Consider the following 14,172-nt stretch of genomic DNA (forward strand, 5'->3'; position numbering starts at 1 on the left):
GACGGACGCGGTGGGGGACCTTCCTGCATCACCCACACCGGCGCCGACCACAGTAGGGTAGGCGGGTCTCCCGCCTACGCGTTCAACCACAACCGATCAGCCCGAACGCATGTACCCGATCAAGTACCGGTTGAACGCGTAGGCAGGAAACCTGCCTACCCTACGCCCCTGACGGGCGCGGTGAGGGACCTTCCTGCATCACCCACACCGGCGCCGACCACAGGACCTTGCCGTCCGTCTGCGTCACCTTCGCATAATAGAAATGGGGTCCGGCTGGCGGTGTGAAGGTCGTCACCGCGTCGCCCGACATCTGCGTCACCACCCCGCCCCTCCCCGGTACACCTTCCATGATCGCGACCGACGCTGCCTGCTTGCCCGCCGAGCTGGCGAAATTCGCCACCAGCGTCAATGGCCCGCTGTTGTTGAATCGTTCGCCCATCAGGTGCCCGTTCGCGGTGAGCACCAGCTGCGAGCCCTTGTCCATGGTGGCGAACACGCGCCTTGCCTTCAACGCCTCGATGAAGCTGGCCTGGCTCAGGGGCGTACCGGTCGGAATCAGCACCGCGGTGCGATTGGAAAAGGCGCTGCCCCAGTTGGCACAGTGGTTGTCCTGGTTGGTGCTGAAGGCCACGTGGTAGCCCGCTTCCAGTACCTTGTTGCAGGCGGCCTCGAAATTACTGCGGCGGGTTTCGGTTTCGCTGTCGTTGGTCGAGAACGCGGTGCTGTTGGTGACCTCGCACAGGGCCATGGCTTCGTCGCCGTCCGGCGTATAGCCGAGCGACTGGCCGCCGGCGCTGAATTGGCCATTCAGCGCCGGATGGTTGAACTGCCCCACCCAGCCGCGTGCGCGCATCAGGGTGTAGAGCGCAGCGTAGTCGCCCTTCGGCGTGGCCACATCGGCCAGCAGCTCGCCCTTGGCATTCTTTTCCCAGCCCAGCAGCTGCTCGCTATTAAAAATGTTCAGGTGGCCGCCCCCATTGATGACGCCCCATTCCATGCCGTACACGGCGAGAAATTCCGGATGCTGCGCATTCGACGCGGCGGCCAGGTCGAGGCCCTTGCGATACAGGGCCCTGGCGGCGCCGGCATCGGCTTCAGGCCGGGTACTGTCCGAGCCGTCGTACATGTGGTTGTGTTCCGAGGCGACGAGGATGTCCAGGCCGTGCTCCCGCGCATAGGCAAAGGCGGCGTCCGGCCCATATTTTGCGCTCAAGGGTTCCTTGGCGCCCTTGCAGTCGGACAGTTCGGCGCCGCCGTCGCTGTGGTTGGTCTGGCTGTGCAGGTTGCCGAGATACACCGTGTACGGCAGCGCGCCCGCAGCCGGCGTGGCAGCGACCGTCGGGCCGCTACCTGGCAGCGGGGCGAAACGCGGCAGCGGCGGCGTCGCGAGCTTGCCGATGTCGATCTGCCAGGTCTGTTCGTGCACGTCCTGGGCCGGCGCGTTCGACGTGGCACCGCGGCTGCCGGCGCGCAGGCGCACCGAATACACGCCGGCGGCGAGCTGGCCGGCATCGCGCCCCGACCAGGCCACGGGAACGGACACTGGCTCCCGCGCCAGCGGCGTGCTGCCCTGCCAGCGGCGCAGCACGCGGCCGGCGGGCGAGATCAGTTCGAGCTGCCAGTCGACCACCTGCGCCGCGCGCGCGTTCGGATAATCAAACGCCAGCGTGAAGGTGCGGGCCTCGCTGCGTCCAGGGTCGGCCCCGAGAAACGGCGCATGCAGCGTGGCTTCGAATTCGCTGTGCTCGTCCGGCGTGGCCCCTGCCAGGGAAGCGCAGCCGCACAGCAGGGACAGCAGGAGGGATGAGGTGAGGAATAGGGTTTTCATGATGCAATTGTTGCAATTGCATCACTACCGGGACTTGCGCCAATCCCTCCCTAACTTGTCATTATTTATATCTTTTTTGACAAATAACAGCCGGGGCGACCGGGCCGGCAATCTCAGGCGGCGCGCATCCAGCGGTCGACCTGCTTCAAAGGCAGGTTGATCCGTGCGCAGCCGATCTGGTCCGGGCGGACATTGAGTTCGATCATGCGCGGGCCATCGACGGCAATGGCGACGTCGACGCCGGCCACGTTCACGTGCGGGAAAGCCTGCAATGCGCGGATCGCCACTTCCTGGCACTCTCGCCAGTAAGGCAATTGCACGCCGCTGATTTGCCCGCCCGTATCCGGGTGCACATCCATGGTTTCCAGCGGATTCCTGGCGTTCGCCGCATAGCTGAGCACGCCCGTTTCCAGCTCGACCGGGCAGAACACGCCGCCACTGCTGGTGTTGTCGACCAGGCTGCCCTTGCGCCCCACGCGAAGAAAAGCGCCGGCAATGCGTGCCTCGCCGCGCGCCTGGTACAGCCAGATGCGCAGCGTGTTCACCGAATTCGGGTGGATGCTGGATAACACCGGATGCTGGGGCAGGTAGTGCTCGACGATGTAGCCGTCGCGGCTGCCGCCGGCCTGGGACCACCAGTCGGCCACGCTCGTCACCGCGCTGGTCGTCGGATGAATCAGCGTCGGTGTGCCGCCATCGCTGCCGACTTCGAAGGCGGCAAAGCCGGCCCCGCCATAGCCTTCGACCAGTTTGAAACAGATTTTCTTGCCGACGAGTCCACGGCACAGCGCTTCCAGGTCGGCCTGGGTGCGCAGCGGGCGGCCGTCGGCGAGGGCGCCGCGCTCGGCGTGCATATAGCCGATGAATTCGGGCGTGGGCACACCCACCAGTTGCAGGATCGCCTTTTCGATGACCTTGTGCTGCGAGCTTTTCTGGTAGGGACGGCGGTTCCAGCGGTCGATGAAGGCGTTGTATTCCTTCTTGTTGACGTGCGCCCACTTGTCGGCGAAGGGGACCGAGGGACGCCACCAGCGCGCCTGCAGGTAGTAGCCGGGGCCGATGCCGCGCAACAGGAAGAGCGCGCCCATTTCGAGCGACTGGCGCCAGAACGGCAGGTAGGCGTGCCCACCCTTGCCCGAGCTCAGGTGCGCCCAGGCACGTCTAATATCTTTCACGACTTGCATTCGACATCCTTATCTACCAGGCCCCACGCTGCGAATGGCCGCTGCGACTGGCATTCCCCAAAAATTGTCGCAATATTATGCCATTCCTATACGCAATAGCTCGGCACGGTAGAGAGGAGCGGGGCCGCGGCGATGCCGTGGCTGGCGGCCGTGGCCCGCGGCAGGGTGCAGCAGCCCCCTTAAAAATGGTACTCGGCGCGCACCATCGGGGTACTGGCGCGCTGGCCGCGGCCGCCCGGGGTGGCGGCCGTGTTGCCGAACTTGTTGTTCCAGAACTGGTATTCGAGGCCAAGGCGGAAGCGGTTCTTCGGCTGGCCGAAGTGGCTGCCGACGTCGTACATCAGCGCCATGTCGACATTGGTTTCGGCGCCGGTCGGGTTGCCGGTTTCGTCGCGTCCCTTGGCTCCGATGAAATTGCCGTAGCCCTCGAAGGCGATGCGCTCGGCCAGCGGCAGCGCCCAGCTTACCGACAGCATGGCGTGGGTGTCGTAGGTGTAGCGGCCATTGACCTGGGAGATGGGCGGGAAGGCGCCGCTGGGCGCATTACTCTCGCGCAGCAGCAGGATGCTGGTGTTCACAAACCCCTTCGGCACGTCCCACATCAGGGTAGGCCCGGCCACCAGCATGCGTTTGCGCGAGTTGTAGCCGACGTCGTTTTTCGTGTTCCAGTCGACGCCCAGCGTCAGGCCGACGCCCTTCACCGGCCCGAAGCGCAGTTCGCGCCCGGCCAGCGCGCCCAGGTCGAGCGTGTGGCGGTAGACGACATAGGCTTCCTGCGCGCCTTCGGACTGGGTCAGCGAGGCCGGATCGTTTTCGTCGGACTGCAGCAGGTCCACATTGAAGTAGTTGCTGCCGTATTTGTAGCCGCTGGCGTGGGTCAGCGCGAAGATGTGCTTCTTGATGTCGGTCGGGTTGAACGGTTCGGCGAAACGGGTGCCGTAGCGCCAGCTGATCGAGGTGTCGCTCCAGTCGGCGGCCTGGGCGCCGGCGCAGGTGAACAGGAAAGTGGCACAAGCAGATAGCAGGATGGTCTTGGTCATGGTGAGCCCTTTGACTGGGTTGCTTCGGTATTTGCTCCAACAGGGTGATGCTGGCCGCGCGCGACCTGCAACTGGACGTGGTGCGGCGCGCCGTCGTCCAGCAGCTGCACGGACCTGCCCTCGACCTGGCGGCCATCGACCAGCAGCGCGTCGGCTTCCCCCGCCACGCACCTCGATGTCCCGTGGTGCCGCCGTAGCGGTAGCGTACCCGGAAGCCCGGCCAGGCGGGCGGCAGCACGGGCGCGAGCACCAGCTGCTCGCCGACGCGCGCCAATCCGAGGAGCGACTCGACGATCAGGCGGACCATCCATGCGGCCGAGCCAGTGTACCAGCTCCCGCCTGCGCGTCCGATACGCGGCGTGCAGCTGTCGATGCCGGCCGCGCTCACATACGGTTCGGCTCCGTAGCGCGCCACGGCATCCCGCGTGGCGCTGCGCCGGATCGGGTTCAGCATGTGCAGCAATTCCCGGCGCGCTCGCCCTGCCCGGCGCGTGCAAAGGCCATCGCGGCCCAGAGTGCGACCTGGGTATCCTCGCCGCCGTTCTCGCTGCTGCCCGGCGGGAAAGCCAGGATGCGGCCCGGATCGCGGCCGTCGGCATCGAAGGGCGGATCGAAAGCGCGCACCAGCCCCTGGTCGCGCCGTACCAGCTGGGTATCGAGCGCCGCCAGCGCCTGCGCCGCGCGCTCCGGCTCGGCCGCGCCCGACAGGGTCGCCCAGGCCTGGGTCAACCCGTCGATGCGCCAGGCCGCGCTTTCCGCGGACCCGAGCGGCGTGCCGTCGGCGAAGTAGGCGCGCCGGTACCAGGCGCCGTCCCAGCCGTATTCCTCGATCCGCGCCTGCAGCGCCAGGACCGCGGCGCGGCAGGTGATGGCGAAGCCGAAATCGCCGCGGCGCTCGGCCAGCCCGGCAAAGCCCCCCAGCACCTCGACCAGGAAGAAGGCCAGCCAGACGCTTTCTCCGCGCTCGCCGCTGCCGACGCGGCCCAGCAGGCCGCCCCAGTCGCCACTGCCGATGAGCGGCAGGCCGTGGGAGCCCACCTGCAGGCTGCGCCGGATCGCGCGCACGCAGTGCTCATACAGCGAGCCGGCTTCGTCGGCCTGGCCGGGCAGGTCGACGCAGGCATCTTCGCCAGGCTCCAGCAGGCGCCCCTCCAGGTAGGGCACGGATTCGTCCAGCACGGCGGCGTCGCCGCCGGCGCGCAGGTAGCGGCACAGCGCCAGCGGCAGCCACAGGGCATCGCTCGGGGGCGCGTGCGGCCGCCGCGGCCGCTGGACGGCTGCCACCAATCCTGCACATCGCCCTCGACGAACTGGCGGCTGGCAGAGGCCAGGAGCTGCGCGCGCAGCAGCTCGGGACGGATGTGCACCAGCGCCATCGCGTCCTGCAGGACGTCGCCGAAGCGGCAGCTGCCGTCGCCGGCGCGGCCGTCCGTACGTGCCCACAGGCGGCAGGCGATCGCCTGGTAGGGCAGCCAGCCGTTCACCAGCAGGTCGAGCGCCGGGTCGGGCGTCTCCACCTGCAAGCCGTCCAGGGTCCCGCGCCAGTAGCCGTGCACCGCCTCCAGTGCGGCGGTGGCGGCGGCCAGGCCGCGGTGGCGCGCCACCACCTCCGCGAGCTCAGCCTCGGCACAGGCGCCGAGCAGGAACACCCACTCCTGCTGCTCGCCCGGCTGCAGAGTGAAGCCCACCTGTAGCACCGCGCAGGGGTCGAGGGCGGCGCCCAGCGCACCTGCCAGCCCGCTGCGTGCCAGGGCCGCGGGCTGCGCCAGGTTGCCGGCGCGGCCGAGGAACCCAGGCGGTCGCAGGTGAACGCAGCCTGGGACGCATCGACGTGGAAGAAGGCGGCGCGGCCTGCGAATTCCTCGCTCCAGGCGCTGCGTGCCACCAGCGCCCCGCTGGCCGCGTCGCGCGCACTGAGCACGTGCGGTGCCGCCTGCGCGCGCCCTGTGCCCAGTACCCACTCGACATAGCCGGTGATGGACAGCTGGCGCGGCGCGTCGCTGTCGTTACGTACCCGCAGCACCGTGTATCTCAGCGGCGCTTCCAACGCGACGAAACTCGTCATCGTCGAAGCAATTCCGTGCGCTTCGTGCTCGAAGATGCTGTAGCCGAAGCCATGGCGCGTCAAGTAAGGTGCGCCGGAGGGTGCCGGCAGCGCGCTCGGCGACCAGACCGCGCCGCTGGCTTCGTCACGCAGATAAAACGCTTCGCCGCTGCCGCTGACCGTATCGTCAGGATGCGGCGTCAGGCGGCCGGCCAATGCGTCCCCGCTCCAGGTATGGGCCTGGCCGCTGTGCGCGACGATGCTGGCGAACGAGGGATTGGCGAGCACGTTGCACCGGGCGCCGGCGGCTGCAGGCCGGGCGCCGTGCGGATCAGGTATTCGCGGCCATCGAGACTGAAGCCGCCGATGCCGTTATCGAACAGCAGACCGGGCGGCGCCGGGTCGCGGGTGGATGCGGTGGCGCTCGCCGCCAGCGGTGTCGCCGGCAGCGCCGCTGCCGCTGCCGGCGCCTGCGCCGTGGCGCGCCGCAGCTGCTCGGCCAGGCCGCCGCGCTTGTCGAACAAGACCACGCGTGCGACCGCCTGCATCAGCACCCGGTCCTCGTTCGGGATGGTGCCGAAAGCGCGCACGTGGACGCCGCCGGTGCGGTCGAGCAGCCGGGCCTCGCTGTGGGTGGCGATCATGCCCATCAGGTCCTCGTGCAGCTGGTGGCGGTAGCCGCCGCTGTCGCCATACCAGAGCACCAGGTCGGCCCCCAGGCCGTGCAGGCGCCACCAGGCATGTGCCTTCACCAGCTCGCGCGCCAGTGCCAGCCCGGCGCCGTCGCGCACATGGGCCAGCACCAGCGGCAGCTCGCCCGAGATCGCATATGGCCACAGCCTGTCGCGCCCCGCGCTGCTGCGCCCGATGATGTCCGGGTCGGCGCGCAGCGCGCGTTCGGGATAGAGCACGGCGCCGGCCAGGCGCGCGCGTACAGCCGGGTGTCGGCCTCGGCCGCGCCCAGTTGGCGCAGCAAGGCCTGGCTGTGGGTCCAGGCCAGGTCGAAGGCACGCTCGGCCTGGACGCGCGCGCGGTACTTGTCGGCCAGGCGCACCGCCTCGTCGCGCGTGGCGGCCACCCCCAGCACCAGGTCGACCACGGCTTCCTCGCCGGGGGCCAGCGTGAGGACGCGCCGGATCGCGCATACCGGGTCGGCGACCAAACCGGCATGGCCCCGAGCGGGCCTGTCGCCACCGACGGCGCGGTGCCGTCGGTCTCGTACGAGGCGTCGCCCCGCCGCGGCGCCGTGCATGGCCATCAGGTTCAGCAGCCAGGGCGCGGTTTCGTCAAGCCGCGCCGGACGGCGTGTACCCGGGATGGCGCCGCGCTCGGCCAGGATTTCGGTCTGCAGGAAGTGCCGGCCAGGGAGCGCATCGGCCGCGCCGGCGCTGCGCCAGGCCAGCGGCACGTGGCTGGTCAGCTCGAGGGTGCGGGCCGCGCTCGAGGCATTCGTGACGCGCATGCGCCGCAGTTCGATATCGTCCTCGGGCGAGACCACGATCTCGGTGGCCAGCAGGATGTCGTGGTCGCGCCGGCGCAGTTCCACCCGTCCTTCCGACAGGCAGGCTTCGTACCCATCCGGCACGGCCAGGGTCGGGCGCCAGCCGGCCGACCACAGGGCGCCGCTGTCGACATCGCGCAGGCAGCAGGACAGGCCGCTGTCGGCGCCGCTGCCGTCGCCGCACCAGCGCGTGATGGCGAGATCGCCACAGGCGCTGTAGCCGCCCCGTCGCTCGTCACCATCACGTGATAGCGGCCGTTCGACAGCAGCTGCAGCTGCACCGGGGTCGCGCCTGGCCCGTGCACGAGGCGCTGCGCCGGCACATGCGCCTGGCGTGGCGCAGCCTGCGCCGCCTCCTGCTCGAAGCGCGGCGCGGCGAAGGCGCCGTTCTCCGGCACCGGTTCCTGCAGCAGGAGCAGGTTCGCGCGCAGGCGCGCGTCGGCCTCGAAGTGGCGCTGCAGCGGGCGCTCGCGCAGCAGCCAGGACAAGGCCAGCAAACCCATCGCCTGGTGCTGGCCGACGAAGGCGCGCACGACCGCATGGCGCTGGCCGCGCGGCAGGCGCGCCGCGCTGCAGTCGAGCGCTTCATAGAAGCCGAATTCGCCCATGCAGCCCAGCTGCGCCAGCCGCTCCAGGTTGGCGCAGGCCGACTGCGGTGCGACCATCAGCGCCAGCATGCCAGCGTACGGGGCGATCACGCTGGCGTCGGCGCTGCCGCGCGCGCAGCCCGTGCCCGGCACACCGAAGGTTCCAGTCTGATACTGCAGCGCGCTGTCGACGCTGTTGCAGGCCGATTCCGACATGCCCCAGGGCAGGCTATGACGGCGCGCATGCTCGACCTGGACACGCACGATCGCATGACAAGCCTGATCGAACAGCGAGCCGCGATAGCGCGGCATGACCAGCAGAGGCGCCAGGTAGTCCGACAGGGCGCCTGCGGGCGAGAGCAGCAGCTGCTCGCCATCGACCACGCATAGCGGCCGCTTCAAGGCAGCCCAGTGCCGTGCAGGCAGCTGGCCGGCGGCGATGCCGACGAAGCTGGCCAATCTCGCCTGCGAAGCCAGCAGGCCGTCGCCTGCCTCCATGAGGCGGTCTTCGTCGACTTGCCAGCCGCGCGCCAGCAGGCCATTGTCAGGACGCTGCAGGAAAGCGAACTCCATCTCCGCGAACTCTCGTGCGCGCCGCACCAGTTCAGCGATGTCCTCCAGGCGCGCGCGCCCGTGGCGGCGCCCTCCTCCACCATGCGCGCGAGCAGGCGCTGCGCATCGTCCGCGCCGGGTTCCTGCTGGTACGCCGCCAGTTCACGCAGCGTCGGGATGCGCGTCAGGCTGGCGCCGAGCACATATTCCTGCACCGCGCGCATCCAGGGCGCCTGCGCCAGCAGGTCGGCGTGCAGCGCGGCGCACTGGGCATCGAGGCGCTCGCTCCAGGTGCGCAGCACGGAGGGCGCATCCGGCGGCAGGGTACGCAGCAGCGCCGCGGCGGCGTGCGCCATCCCCTGCAGGCAGTCGGCCAGGCCCGGCAGGGTGCCGCTGTTGCGGCAGCGCTCGGGCGACAGCTGGGCGCGGCAACGCTCGATGGCGGCCTGCACCGGTCGCACCGCACCGGTCGCGTGCTCCTCGACCAGGGCAGCGTGGTACGGATGCCGTCGAGCCCCTGGCTGCCGGCGATCGGCGCGTCGGCCAGCGCTTCCAGTCCGCCCGCCAGCGTCAGCAGGTGGGCGGCCAGGTTGCCGCTGTCGGTTGTGACCACCTCGCGCGGCTGCAGCGGCGCCAGCGTGCGCGTGTCGTAGCCGGCCAGGAAGTGGCCGCGATGGCGTTCGAGCAGGGCCATGCTGTCGAAGGCGCCGCCCACCCTTTCCAGTAGTTCGCGTGTGGCGATGAAGCCGAAATCCCAGGCCGCCAGGCCAGAGAGCAGCCCCAGGCCGATGTCGGTCGGCGTGGTCGCGTGGGTGAGCGTGGGCTGCGGATATTCCTGCAGCCTGCCTGGTGCCAGCCAGTTCGTCTGCGGACCAACCTGGGTGTCGAAGAAATGCCAGGTGCGCCGCGCCAGCTTCGCGAGGAACTCGGTTTGACCGGCGCGCAGGCCGGGCTGGCGCCGTCCCAGCGGCAGGCTGAGCCACCAGGCCAGCAGCGGCGACAGGAACCACAGCAGGAGCAGCGGCGCGCTTGCGAACAGCGCGAACGGGTGCAGGAAGGTGAGCAGCACCGCGCTGCCGACGGCCAGCACGGGCGCGAACCACATGCTGCGCCAGTTCGCTTCCACGTCGGTGCTGCCCCGCACGAAGCTGGGCGAGCGCCACTCCAGCAGCTTGCGGCGCGAGACCCGCAGGCGCCAGCTGCTGCGCACGATGGCGTCCAGGCTGTACCAGGCCTCGTGCGGCAGGAAGGCCGTGCGCATGGCCGCCTGCCGCAACGCCGCGCGCGCCCTGCGGCTCCAGTTGGCCAGGTGCTGGCGCCACAGCATGTCGCCAGGCTTGTCGGCCGCCGCCAGCAGCAGCGCGGCAAACGCCGGCAGGAAGAACACCGCCAGCGCGGCCGCGCTCCAGAACGCAGGGCTTGAGAGCAGCGCCCAGCACAGGACCAGCAGCGCGAGCAGGGCCGGCGCCACCAGGCTGCGGCGCAGGCTGTCGAACAATTGCCAGCGTGCCGCCGGCGGCAGCCCGGCCCCGTTCCTGCGCAACCAGCCGGCCAGCTGCCAGGCGCCGCGGATGTGGCGGTGACGGCGGCCGGCATCGTCGCTGTAGCGCCGCGGCGCGGGAAGGTGTACCTGGACGTCCTCCAGTTGCGCGCAGCGCAGGCGCCAGCTGTCCAGTACCCCGTGCGCCAGCACGGCTTCCGGCGCCAGGTCCTGTCCCAGCACGCGCTCGACGGCGTCGACGTCGTAGATGCCCGGATGCCGTCGCTCGTGTTGTCGGCGGCGCTGTCGGGCAAGGCGGCGGCAAGTGGATCGCTGCCGGCGCCGCCGCCGACGCGCTCGTAGCGCGAGACCGGCTCGCCCGGCAGTGCCGGCACCACCCGCGGCCGCAGCAAGCCGTGGCCGGCGACGACATGACGGCCGGCAGCATCGAGCAGCGGACGGTTCAGCGGATGCGCCAGTGCCGCCACCATCTGGCGTACGCTGTCGTGGCCCAGTTGCGCACCGGGCGCGAGGACGACGACGTGGCGCAGCGCCGCCAGACCGGCATTGCCGCCTTCGACCAGGACAAAGCGCTCGCGCGCACCGCCACGCAGGAAGGCGTGCAAGTCAGCCAGGCGGCCATGATCGCGCCCGCGGCCGATCCATGCCTCTTCCGTTTCGCTCCAGGTACGCGGGCGGTGCAGCAGCAGGAAGGGAGCGGAGCCTTCGCCGTGGCGCCCGTTGAGCATGGCGGTCGCGGTGCGTGCCTCCTCCAGCAGTTCGGCATCGCCGAACATCGTCTCCAGCGGCGCATCGGTGAAGTCGCTCAGCAGGCAAAACCGCAGCTGCGGATCGCGGTTGGTCAGGTAATGGGCTTCGAGTGCACGGCACGCGGCCTGGACGTCGTCGACGCTGTCGAGCGCAGTGGAGAGCACCACGATGGCTGCGGCGTCCGCCGGAATGCCGGCGCTGCAATCCATGCGCGGCAGGGGCGGCGCCGGCAGCGGCGGCGCACGCATCAGCACCAGCAGGCCAAGGGCCAGTTCGCCCAGACCCAGCGGCGCCAGCATGCCAAGCGCCAGCAGGGTCGCAATGCCGGCACCGTCGCCGTAGGCATGTACCAGCACGGCCACCGTGAACAGCAGCGTGAGCGCGGCGAGTGCGCCCGGCAGCATGCTTCCACCCAAGGCGAGCCGGCGCCGCGGGCGGGTATCGTTCAATCCGAGCTTGGCCAGCAAGACCGGCAAGCCCTCCCCGACCAGGTAATGCCCGACGTGGCGCGTGCGCATGTCGCCGTCCTGCCCGAACCGGGAGGCACTGGCCAGGGCCAGCGCCGTCACGGCGACCAGTTGTTCGTCGCGCCCGGCGCGGCGCGCCAGGCCGGCCACGGTTGCCCGGTAATGCCTGCGCGTGCCGCGGTCCATGCGGCCATACACGCCGGCCGGGTCGCGGCAGAGTGTGCGTTCGAGCGCGCTCATGTTCTCGACCAGGGCGTCCCAGTCGATGCGGTCCAGCCCGCCGAGGCCGGCGATGCTGTTGGCGAGGGAGGTATCGTCGGCCTCGTCGCCGGTCCTGGCATCAAGGCGCGCGGCCAGGCGGCGCAGGTTCTCGACCAGGGCCAGGCGCAACACCGTCGGCATGGCGTCCAGTTCGGCCAGCTGCAGCGGCGCTCCTTCGGCGTAGGCGGCAAGGAAGCGCACCAGGCTTTCGTGCTCGACGCAGCCGTCGCCATGCGCCACCAGTTCCAGCGCCAGCTGGTAGACGCGTGGACAGCTTGAAGCGGACGGCGGCGCCAGCAGGGGCCAGCCGCCTGTGCCGTGCGCGAGCAGGTAGCGCCGCGCCAGGCGGATCTGTTCGGCGATCAGCTGGTAAGCGTCGAGCAGCGCCTCGGCCGCGGGTGGCAAGACCTGGCCCATGCGTGCGGCGTGCGCCAGCGTGGCACTGGTCCCCTCCAGGAAGGCGGCATTCTCCACCAGGCGCGCCAGCAGCGGCTCGGCCTCGCCTCCGGCCGTCACCGCGTGGCGGCTTGCCAGCTTGCTGCCATGCACCGCCATCCGGGCCGCGCCGAAACGCTCGGCGCGCAGCGGCGCCGTGTCCGCGCCGCCCGCCGCATGCGCGTGGGAGCGTGGGGCGCGCGGCACCTCGGATGGGGGTTGCGGATCTTCGTTCAACAGGGGCCTCGATGATGAGCGTGCGTGCCGACCGATGCGGCCCGATGGGATCGCGTGCGGCCGGTACGGCCATGCCTTGCGCGGCCCGATGGCCCCCCGGGGGCCCATCGCACGACGCTTCTCATGCTAGAAGATCCGCGGCTGAGAGACCGTGCGATAACGAACAGAGGTGTCGTCGGCGGTCCTACCCGAGCAAGGCCAGGCCACCGGCCAGGTGCCAGACCCGGCGCTGCCCGAACGCCAGCGCCAGCCGCGCCGCCTGGGCGCTGCGCTTGCCGCTGCGGCAGAAGAACACCAGCGGCCGCGTTTCATCGCGCAGCCACTCTCCCTCATCGGCCAGGCGCGACAGCGGCAGGTTGCGCGTTGCGCGCCCGGCCAGCTGCGCGCCGCCGGCCGCGTGCTCGCAGGCTTCGCGCACGTCGAGCAGGAGCGCGCCCGGATGCCGGTCGAGGAAGCACGCCAGCTCATCGCGATCGAGCGCCGTCACGCTGCCCTGCCCTGTCTCCGGCACGACGGGATCCACTGTCGCGCACTGCGCCGGCGGCGGCGCGGCGCCCAGCGCCCGGCCGCAATGCGCGATGCGTGCGCAGGCCGCATCGATGAAAGCGTCGTCGGCCAGCGGTCCGAAAGACAGCCGCACCGCGTTGGCACAGCGCCAGGCGGGCAAACCCATCGCCACGAGTACGTGGCTGGGCGCCGCCTGCCCCGCCGAGCAGGCAGATCCCGCACTGACCCGCAGGTTGGCGGCGTCGAACAGGTCGAGCAGCGCCTTGCCGGACATGCCCGGCACCGAGAAGTTGAGCGTGGTCGGCAGGGCGTGCTCGAAAGGCGCATTGAAGACAAGGTCAGGAAGACGGCGCGCAGCCCCATCGCCAGGCGCGCGCGCAGCCGCCAGCTGGGCCGTCGTCTTGAACGTGCCGCCCTCCTCCAGCGCGCGCAGCACGGCGCCCAGCGCGGCAATGCCCGCCATGTTTTCGGTGCCGGAGCGCTGGCCCGCCTCCTGGCCGCCACCGCAGATCAGGGGCGTGTAGGGCGCCCCCTCGCGTACGTAGAGCATGCCGACGCCCTTCGGCGCATACAGCTTGTGGCCCGAAAAGGGCGCGTAGTCGATGCGTGTGCGTTCGAGCGCCAGCGGCAGTTTGCCCAGCGCCTGCACGCAGTCGACCAGCCACAGGGCGCCGCTGCCACATGCCTCGAGCACGTCAGCGATGCCGCCCAGATCGGAGACCACCCCGGTCTCGTTGTTCGCCGCCATCGTGCACAGCAGGGCGGTGCGCGGCATCAGTTCGCGCAGCACATCCAGGCGGTGGCGGCCGTCGCCATCGACCGGCAAGGCCTGCAGCGTCAAGCCAGTGCCTAACAGCGCGTTCCAGTGCGCCAGGCTTTCCGGCACGGCCTTGTGCTCGGTCGCGCCATAGACCAGCAAATCGCCGCAAGGCAGGCCGGCGGCGCGGCGTGCGCGAACGGCGCACAGGGCCGACAGCACGGCGGTCTGGATGCCTTCGGTGGCGCCGCTGGTGAACAGCAGGCGGCCGTTGCCGGCCTGGATCACGCGCCGCGCGCGCTCGCGTGCATCGTCGAGCAGGGCACGGGCACGCAGGCCGGCGCCATGGCTGCTGCTGGGGTTGCCGAAAGTGTCGGACAAGGCCGCCTGGGCAGCCTCGCGCGCGGCAGGCAGGATCGGCGAAGTCGCGTTCGCATCGAGGTAGATTTCGCTATGCATAATTCTCGTAAAAAGCACAAACAGGCGTCAAGATCGTGTTATTGTTAAGCAATATGTTACAT

Annotated in this window: 10 protein-coding genes and 4 pseudogenes; 3 read left to right on the forward strand and 11 right to left on the reverse strand. The window is 70.2% G+C overall.

The features are described 5' to 3' along the window. Positions 1 to 160 precede the first annotated feature (160 nt). The 3 genes from G4G28_RS23170 to G4G28_RS23180 all read right to left on the reverse strand — a co-directional run bounded on the left by G4G28_RS23170 (position 161) and on the right by G4G28_RS23180 (position 4,052). Complete coding sequence (locus G4G28_RS23170; protein WP_183107864.1) at positions 161 to 1,828, reverse strand: CehA/McbA family metallohydrolase; 1,668 nt, start codon at positions 1,826 to 1,828, stop codon at positions 161 to 163. Between the two features lie 113 nt (positions 1,829 to 1,941). After that, entirely contained in the window at positions 1,942 to 3,003 is a 1,062-nt protein-coding gene (locus G4G28_RS23175) for a sugar-transfer associated ATP-grasp domain-containing protein (RefSeq protein ID WP_182990122.1), read from the reverse strand. Between the two features lie 188 nt (positions 3,004 to 3,191). Next, positions 3,192 to 4,052, reverse strand: a complete 861-nt coding sequence (locus G4G28_RS23180) for an outer envelope protein (protein WP_182990123.1) — start codon at positions 4,050 to 4,052, stop codon at positions 3,192 to 3,194. Between the two features lie 47 nt (positions 4,053 to 4,099). On the opposite strand from G4G28_RS23180, the gene G4G28_RS23185 reads away from it, so the two are divergent. Then, complete coding sequence (locus tag G4G28_RS23185; RefSeq protein ID WP_183107865.1) at positions 4,100 to 4,249, forward strand: hypothetical protein; 150 nt, start codon at positions 4,100 to 4,102, stop codon at positions 4,247 to 4,249. A 137-nt stretch (positions 4,250 to 4,386) separates the two neighbouring features. On the opposite strand, the pseudogene G4G28_RS27680 reads toward G4G28_RS23185, so the two are convergent. The 7 genes and pseudogenes from G4G28_RS27680 to G4G28_RS23215 all read right to left on the reverse strand — a co-directional run. Continuing rightward, a pseudogene (locus G4G28_RS27680) lies at positions 4,387 to 5,495 on the reverse strand (GH36-type glycosyl hydrolase domain-containing protein); the annotation flags it as partial. Further along, positions 5,381 to 6,013 (reverse strand): annotated as a pseudogene (locus tag G4G28_RS27685) (GH36-type glycosyl hydrolase domain-containing protein); the annotation flags it as partial. The pseudogenes G4G28_RS27680 and G4G28_RS27685, both read right to left, overlap by 115 nt. Continuing rightward, positions 5,908 to 6,384 (reverse strand): annotated as a pseudogene (locus tag G4G28_RS27690) (hypothetical protein); the annotation flags it as partial. The pseudogenes G4G28_RS27690 and G4G28_RS27685, both read right to left, overlap by 106 nt. Beyond that, a complete protein-coding gene (locus tag G4G28_RS23205; RefSeq protein WP_183107868.1) occupies positions 6,297 to 6,899 on the reverse strand; it encodes a hypothetical protein in 603 nt (200 codons plus the stop codon). The pseudogene G4G28_RS27690 and the gene G4G28_RS23205, both read right to left, overlap by 88 nt. Then, positions 6,845 to 8,173 carry a hypothetical protein gene (locus tag G4G28_RS23210; RefSeq protein ID WP_183108506.1) on the reverse strand — a complete coding sequence of 443 codons (1,329 nt, stop codon included), beginning with the start codon at positions 8,171 to 8,173 and terminating at the stop codon, positions 6,845 to 6,847. The genes G4G28_RS23205 and G4G28_RS23210 overlap by 55 nt, the downstream gene beginning before the upstream one ends. Further along, a pseudogene (locus G4G28_RS28700) lies at positions 8,113 to 8,757 on the reverse strand (glucoamylase family protein); the annotation flags it as partial. The gene G4G28_RS23210 and the pseudogene G4G28_RS28700, both read right to left, overlap by 61 nt. A 163-nt stretch (positions 8,758 to 8,920) precedes the next feature. Then, positions 8,921 to 10,459 (reverse strand): hypothetical protein, encoded by a 1,539-nt coding sequence (locus tag G4G28_RS23215; RefSeq protein WP_183107869.1) that lies wholly within the window; start codon positions 10,457 to 10,459, stop codon positions 8,921 to 8,923. A 173-nt stretch (positions 10,460 to 10,632) separates the two neighbouring features. Between G4G28_RS23215 and G4G28_RS23220 the strand changes: the two genes are divergently transcribed. Together G4G28_RS23220 and G4G28_RS23225 are read left to right on the forward strand one after the other, a co-directional pair. After that, on the forward strand, positions 10,633 to 11,994 hold the full coding sequence (locus G4G28_RS23220) for a hypothetical protein (RefSeq protein ID WP_183107870.1): 1,362 nt from the start codon (positions 10,633 to 10,635) through the stop codon (positions 11,992 to 11,994). 39 nt (positions 11,995 to 12,033) lie between these two features. Continuing rightward, the gene (locus G4G28_RS23225; protein WP_183107871.1) at positions 12,034 to 12,402 is read left to right on the forward strand and encodes a hypothetical protein; all 369 of its coding nucleotides are present in this window, start codon (positions 12,034 to 12,036) and stop codon (positions 12,400 to 12,402) included. A gap of 169 nt (positions 12,403 to 12,571) precedes the next feature. Here the strand turns inward: G4G28_RS23225 and G4G28_RS23230 are convergent, their stop codons facing one another. Further along, entirely contained in the window at positions 12,572 to 14,110 is a 1,539-nt protein-coding gene (locus G4G28_RS23230) for an aminotransferase class V-fold PLP-dependent enzyme (protein WP_183107872.1), read from the reverse strand. Between the last annotated feature and the right edge of the window lie 62 nt (positions 14,111 to 14,172).

It is taken from the genome of Massilia sp. Dwa41.01b, assembly GCF_014171775.1.
In the GTDB taxonomy this organism is placed as follows: domain Bacteria; phylum Pseudomonadota; class Gammaproteobacteria; order Burkholderiales; family Burkholderiaceae_D; genus Telluria.

Bases quoted from the DNA above. Each gene is read 5' to 3' on its own strand.
- G4G28_RS23170 (WP_183107864.1), bottom strand. From the start codon at position 1,828: ATGAAAACCCTATTCCTCACCTCATCCCTCCTGCTGTCCCTGCTGTGC.
- G4G28_RS23180 (WP_182990123.1), bottom strand. From the start codon at position 4,052: ATGACCAAGACCATCCTGCTATCTGCTTGTGCCACTTTCCTGTTCACC.
- G4G28_RS23185 (WP_183107865.1), top strand. From the start codon at position 4,100: ATGCTGGCCGCGCGCGACCTGCAACTGGACGTGGTGCGGCGCGCCGTC.
- G4G28_RS23230 (WP_183107872.1), bottom strand. From the start codon at position 14,110: ATGCATAGCGAAATCTACCTCGATGCGAACGCGACTTCGCCGATCCTG.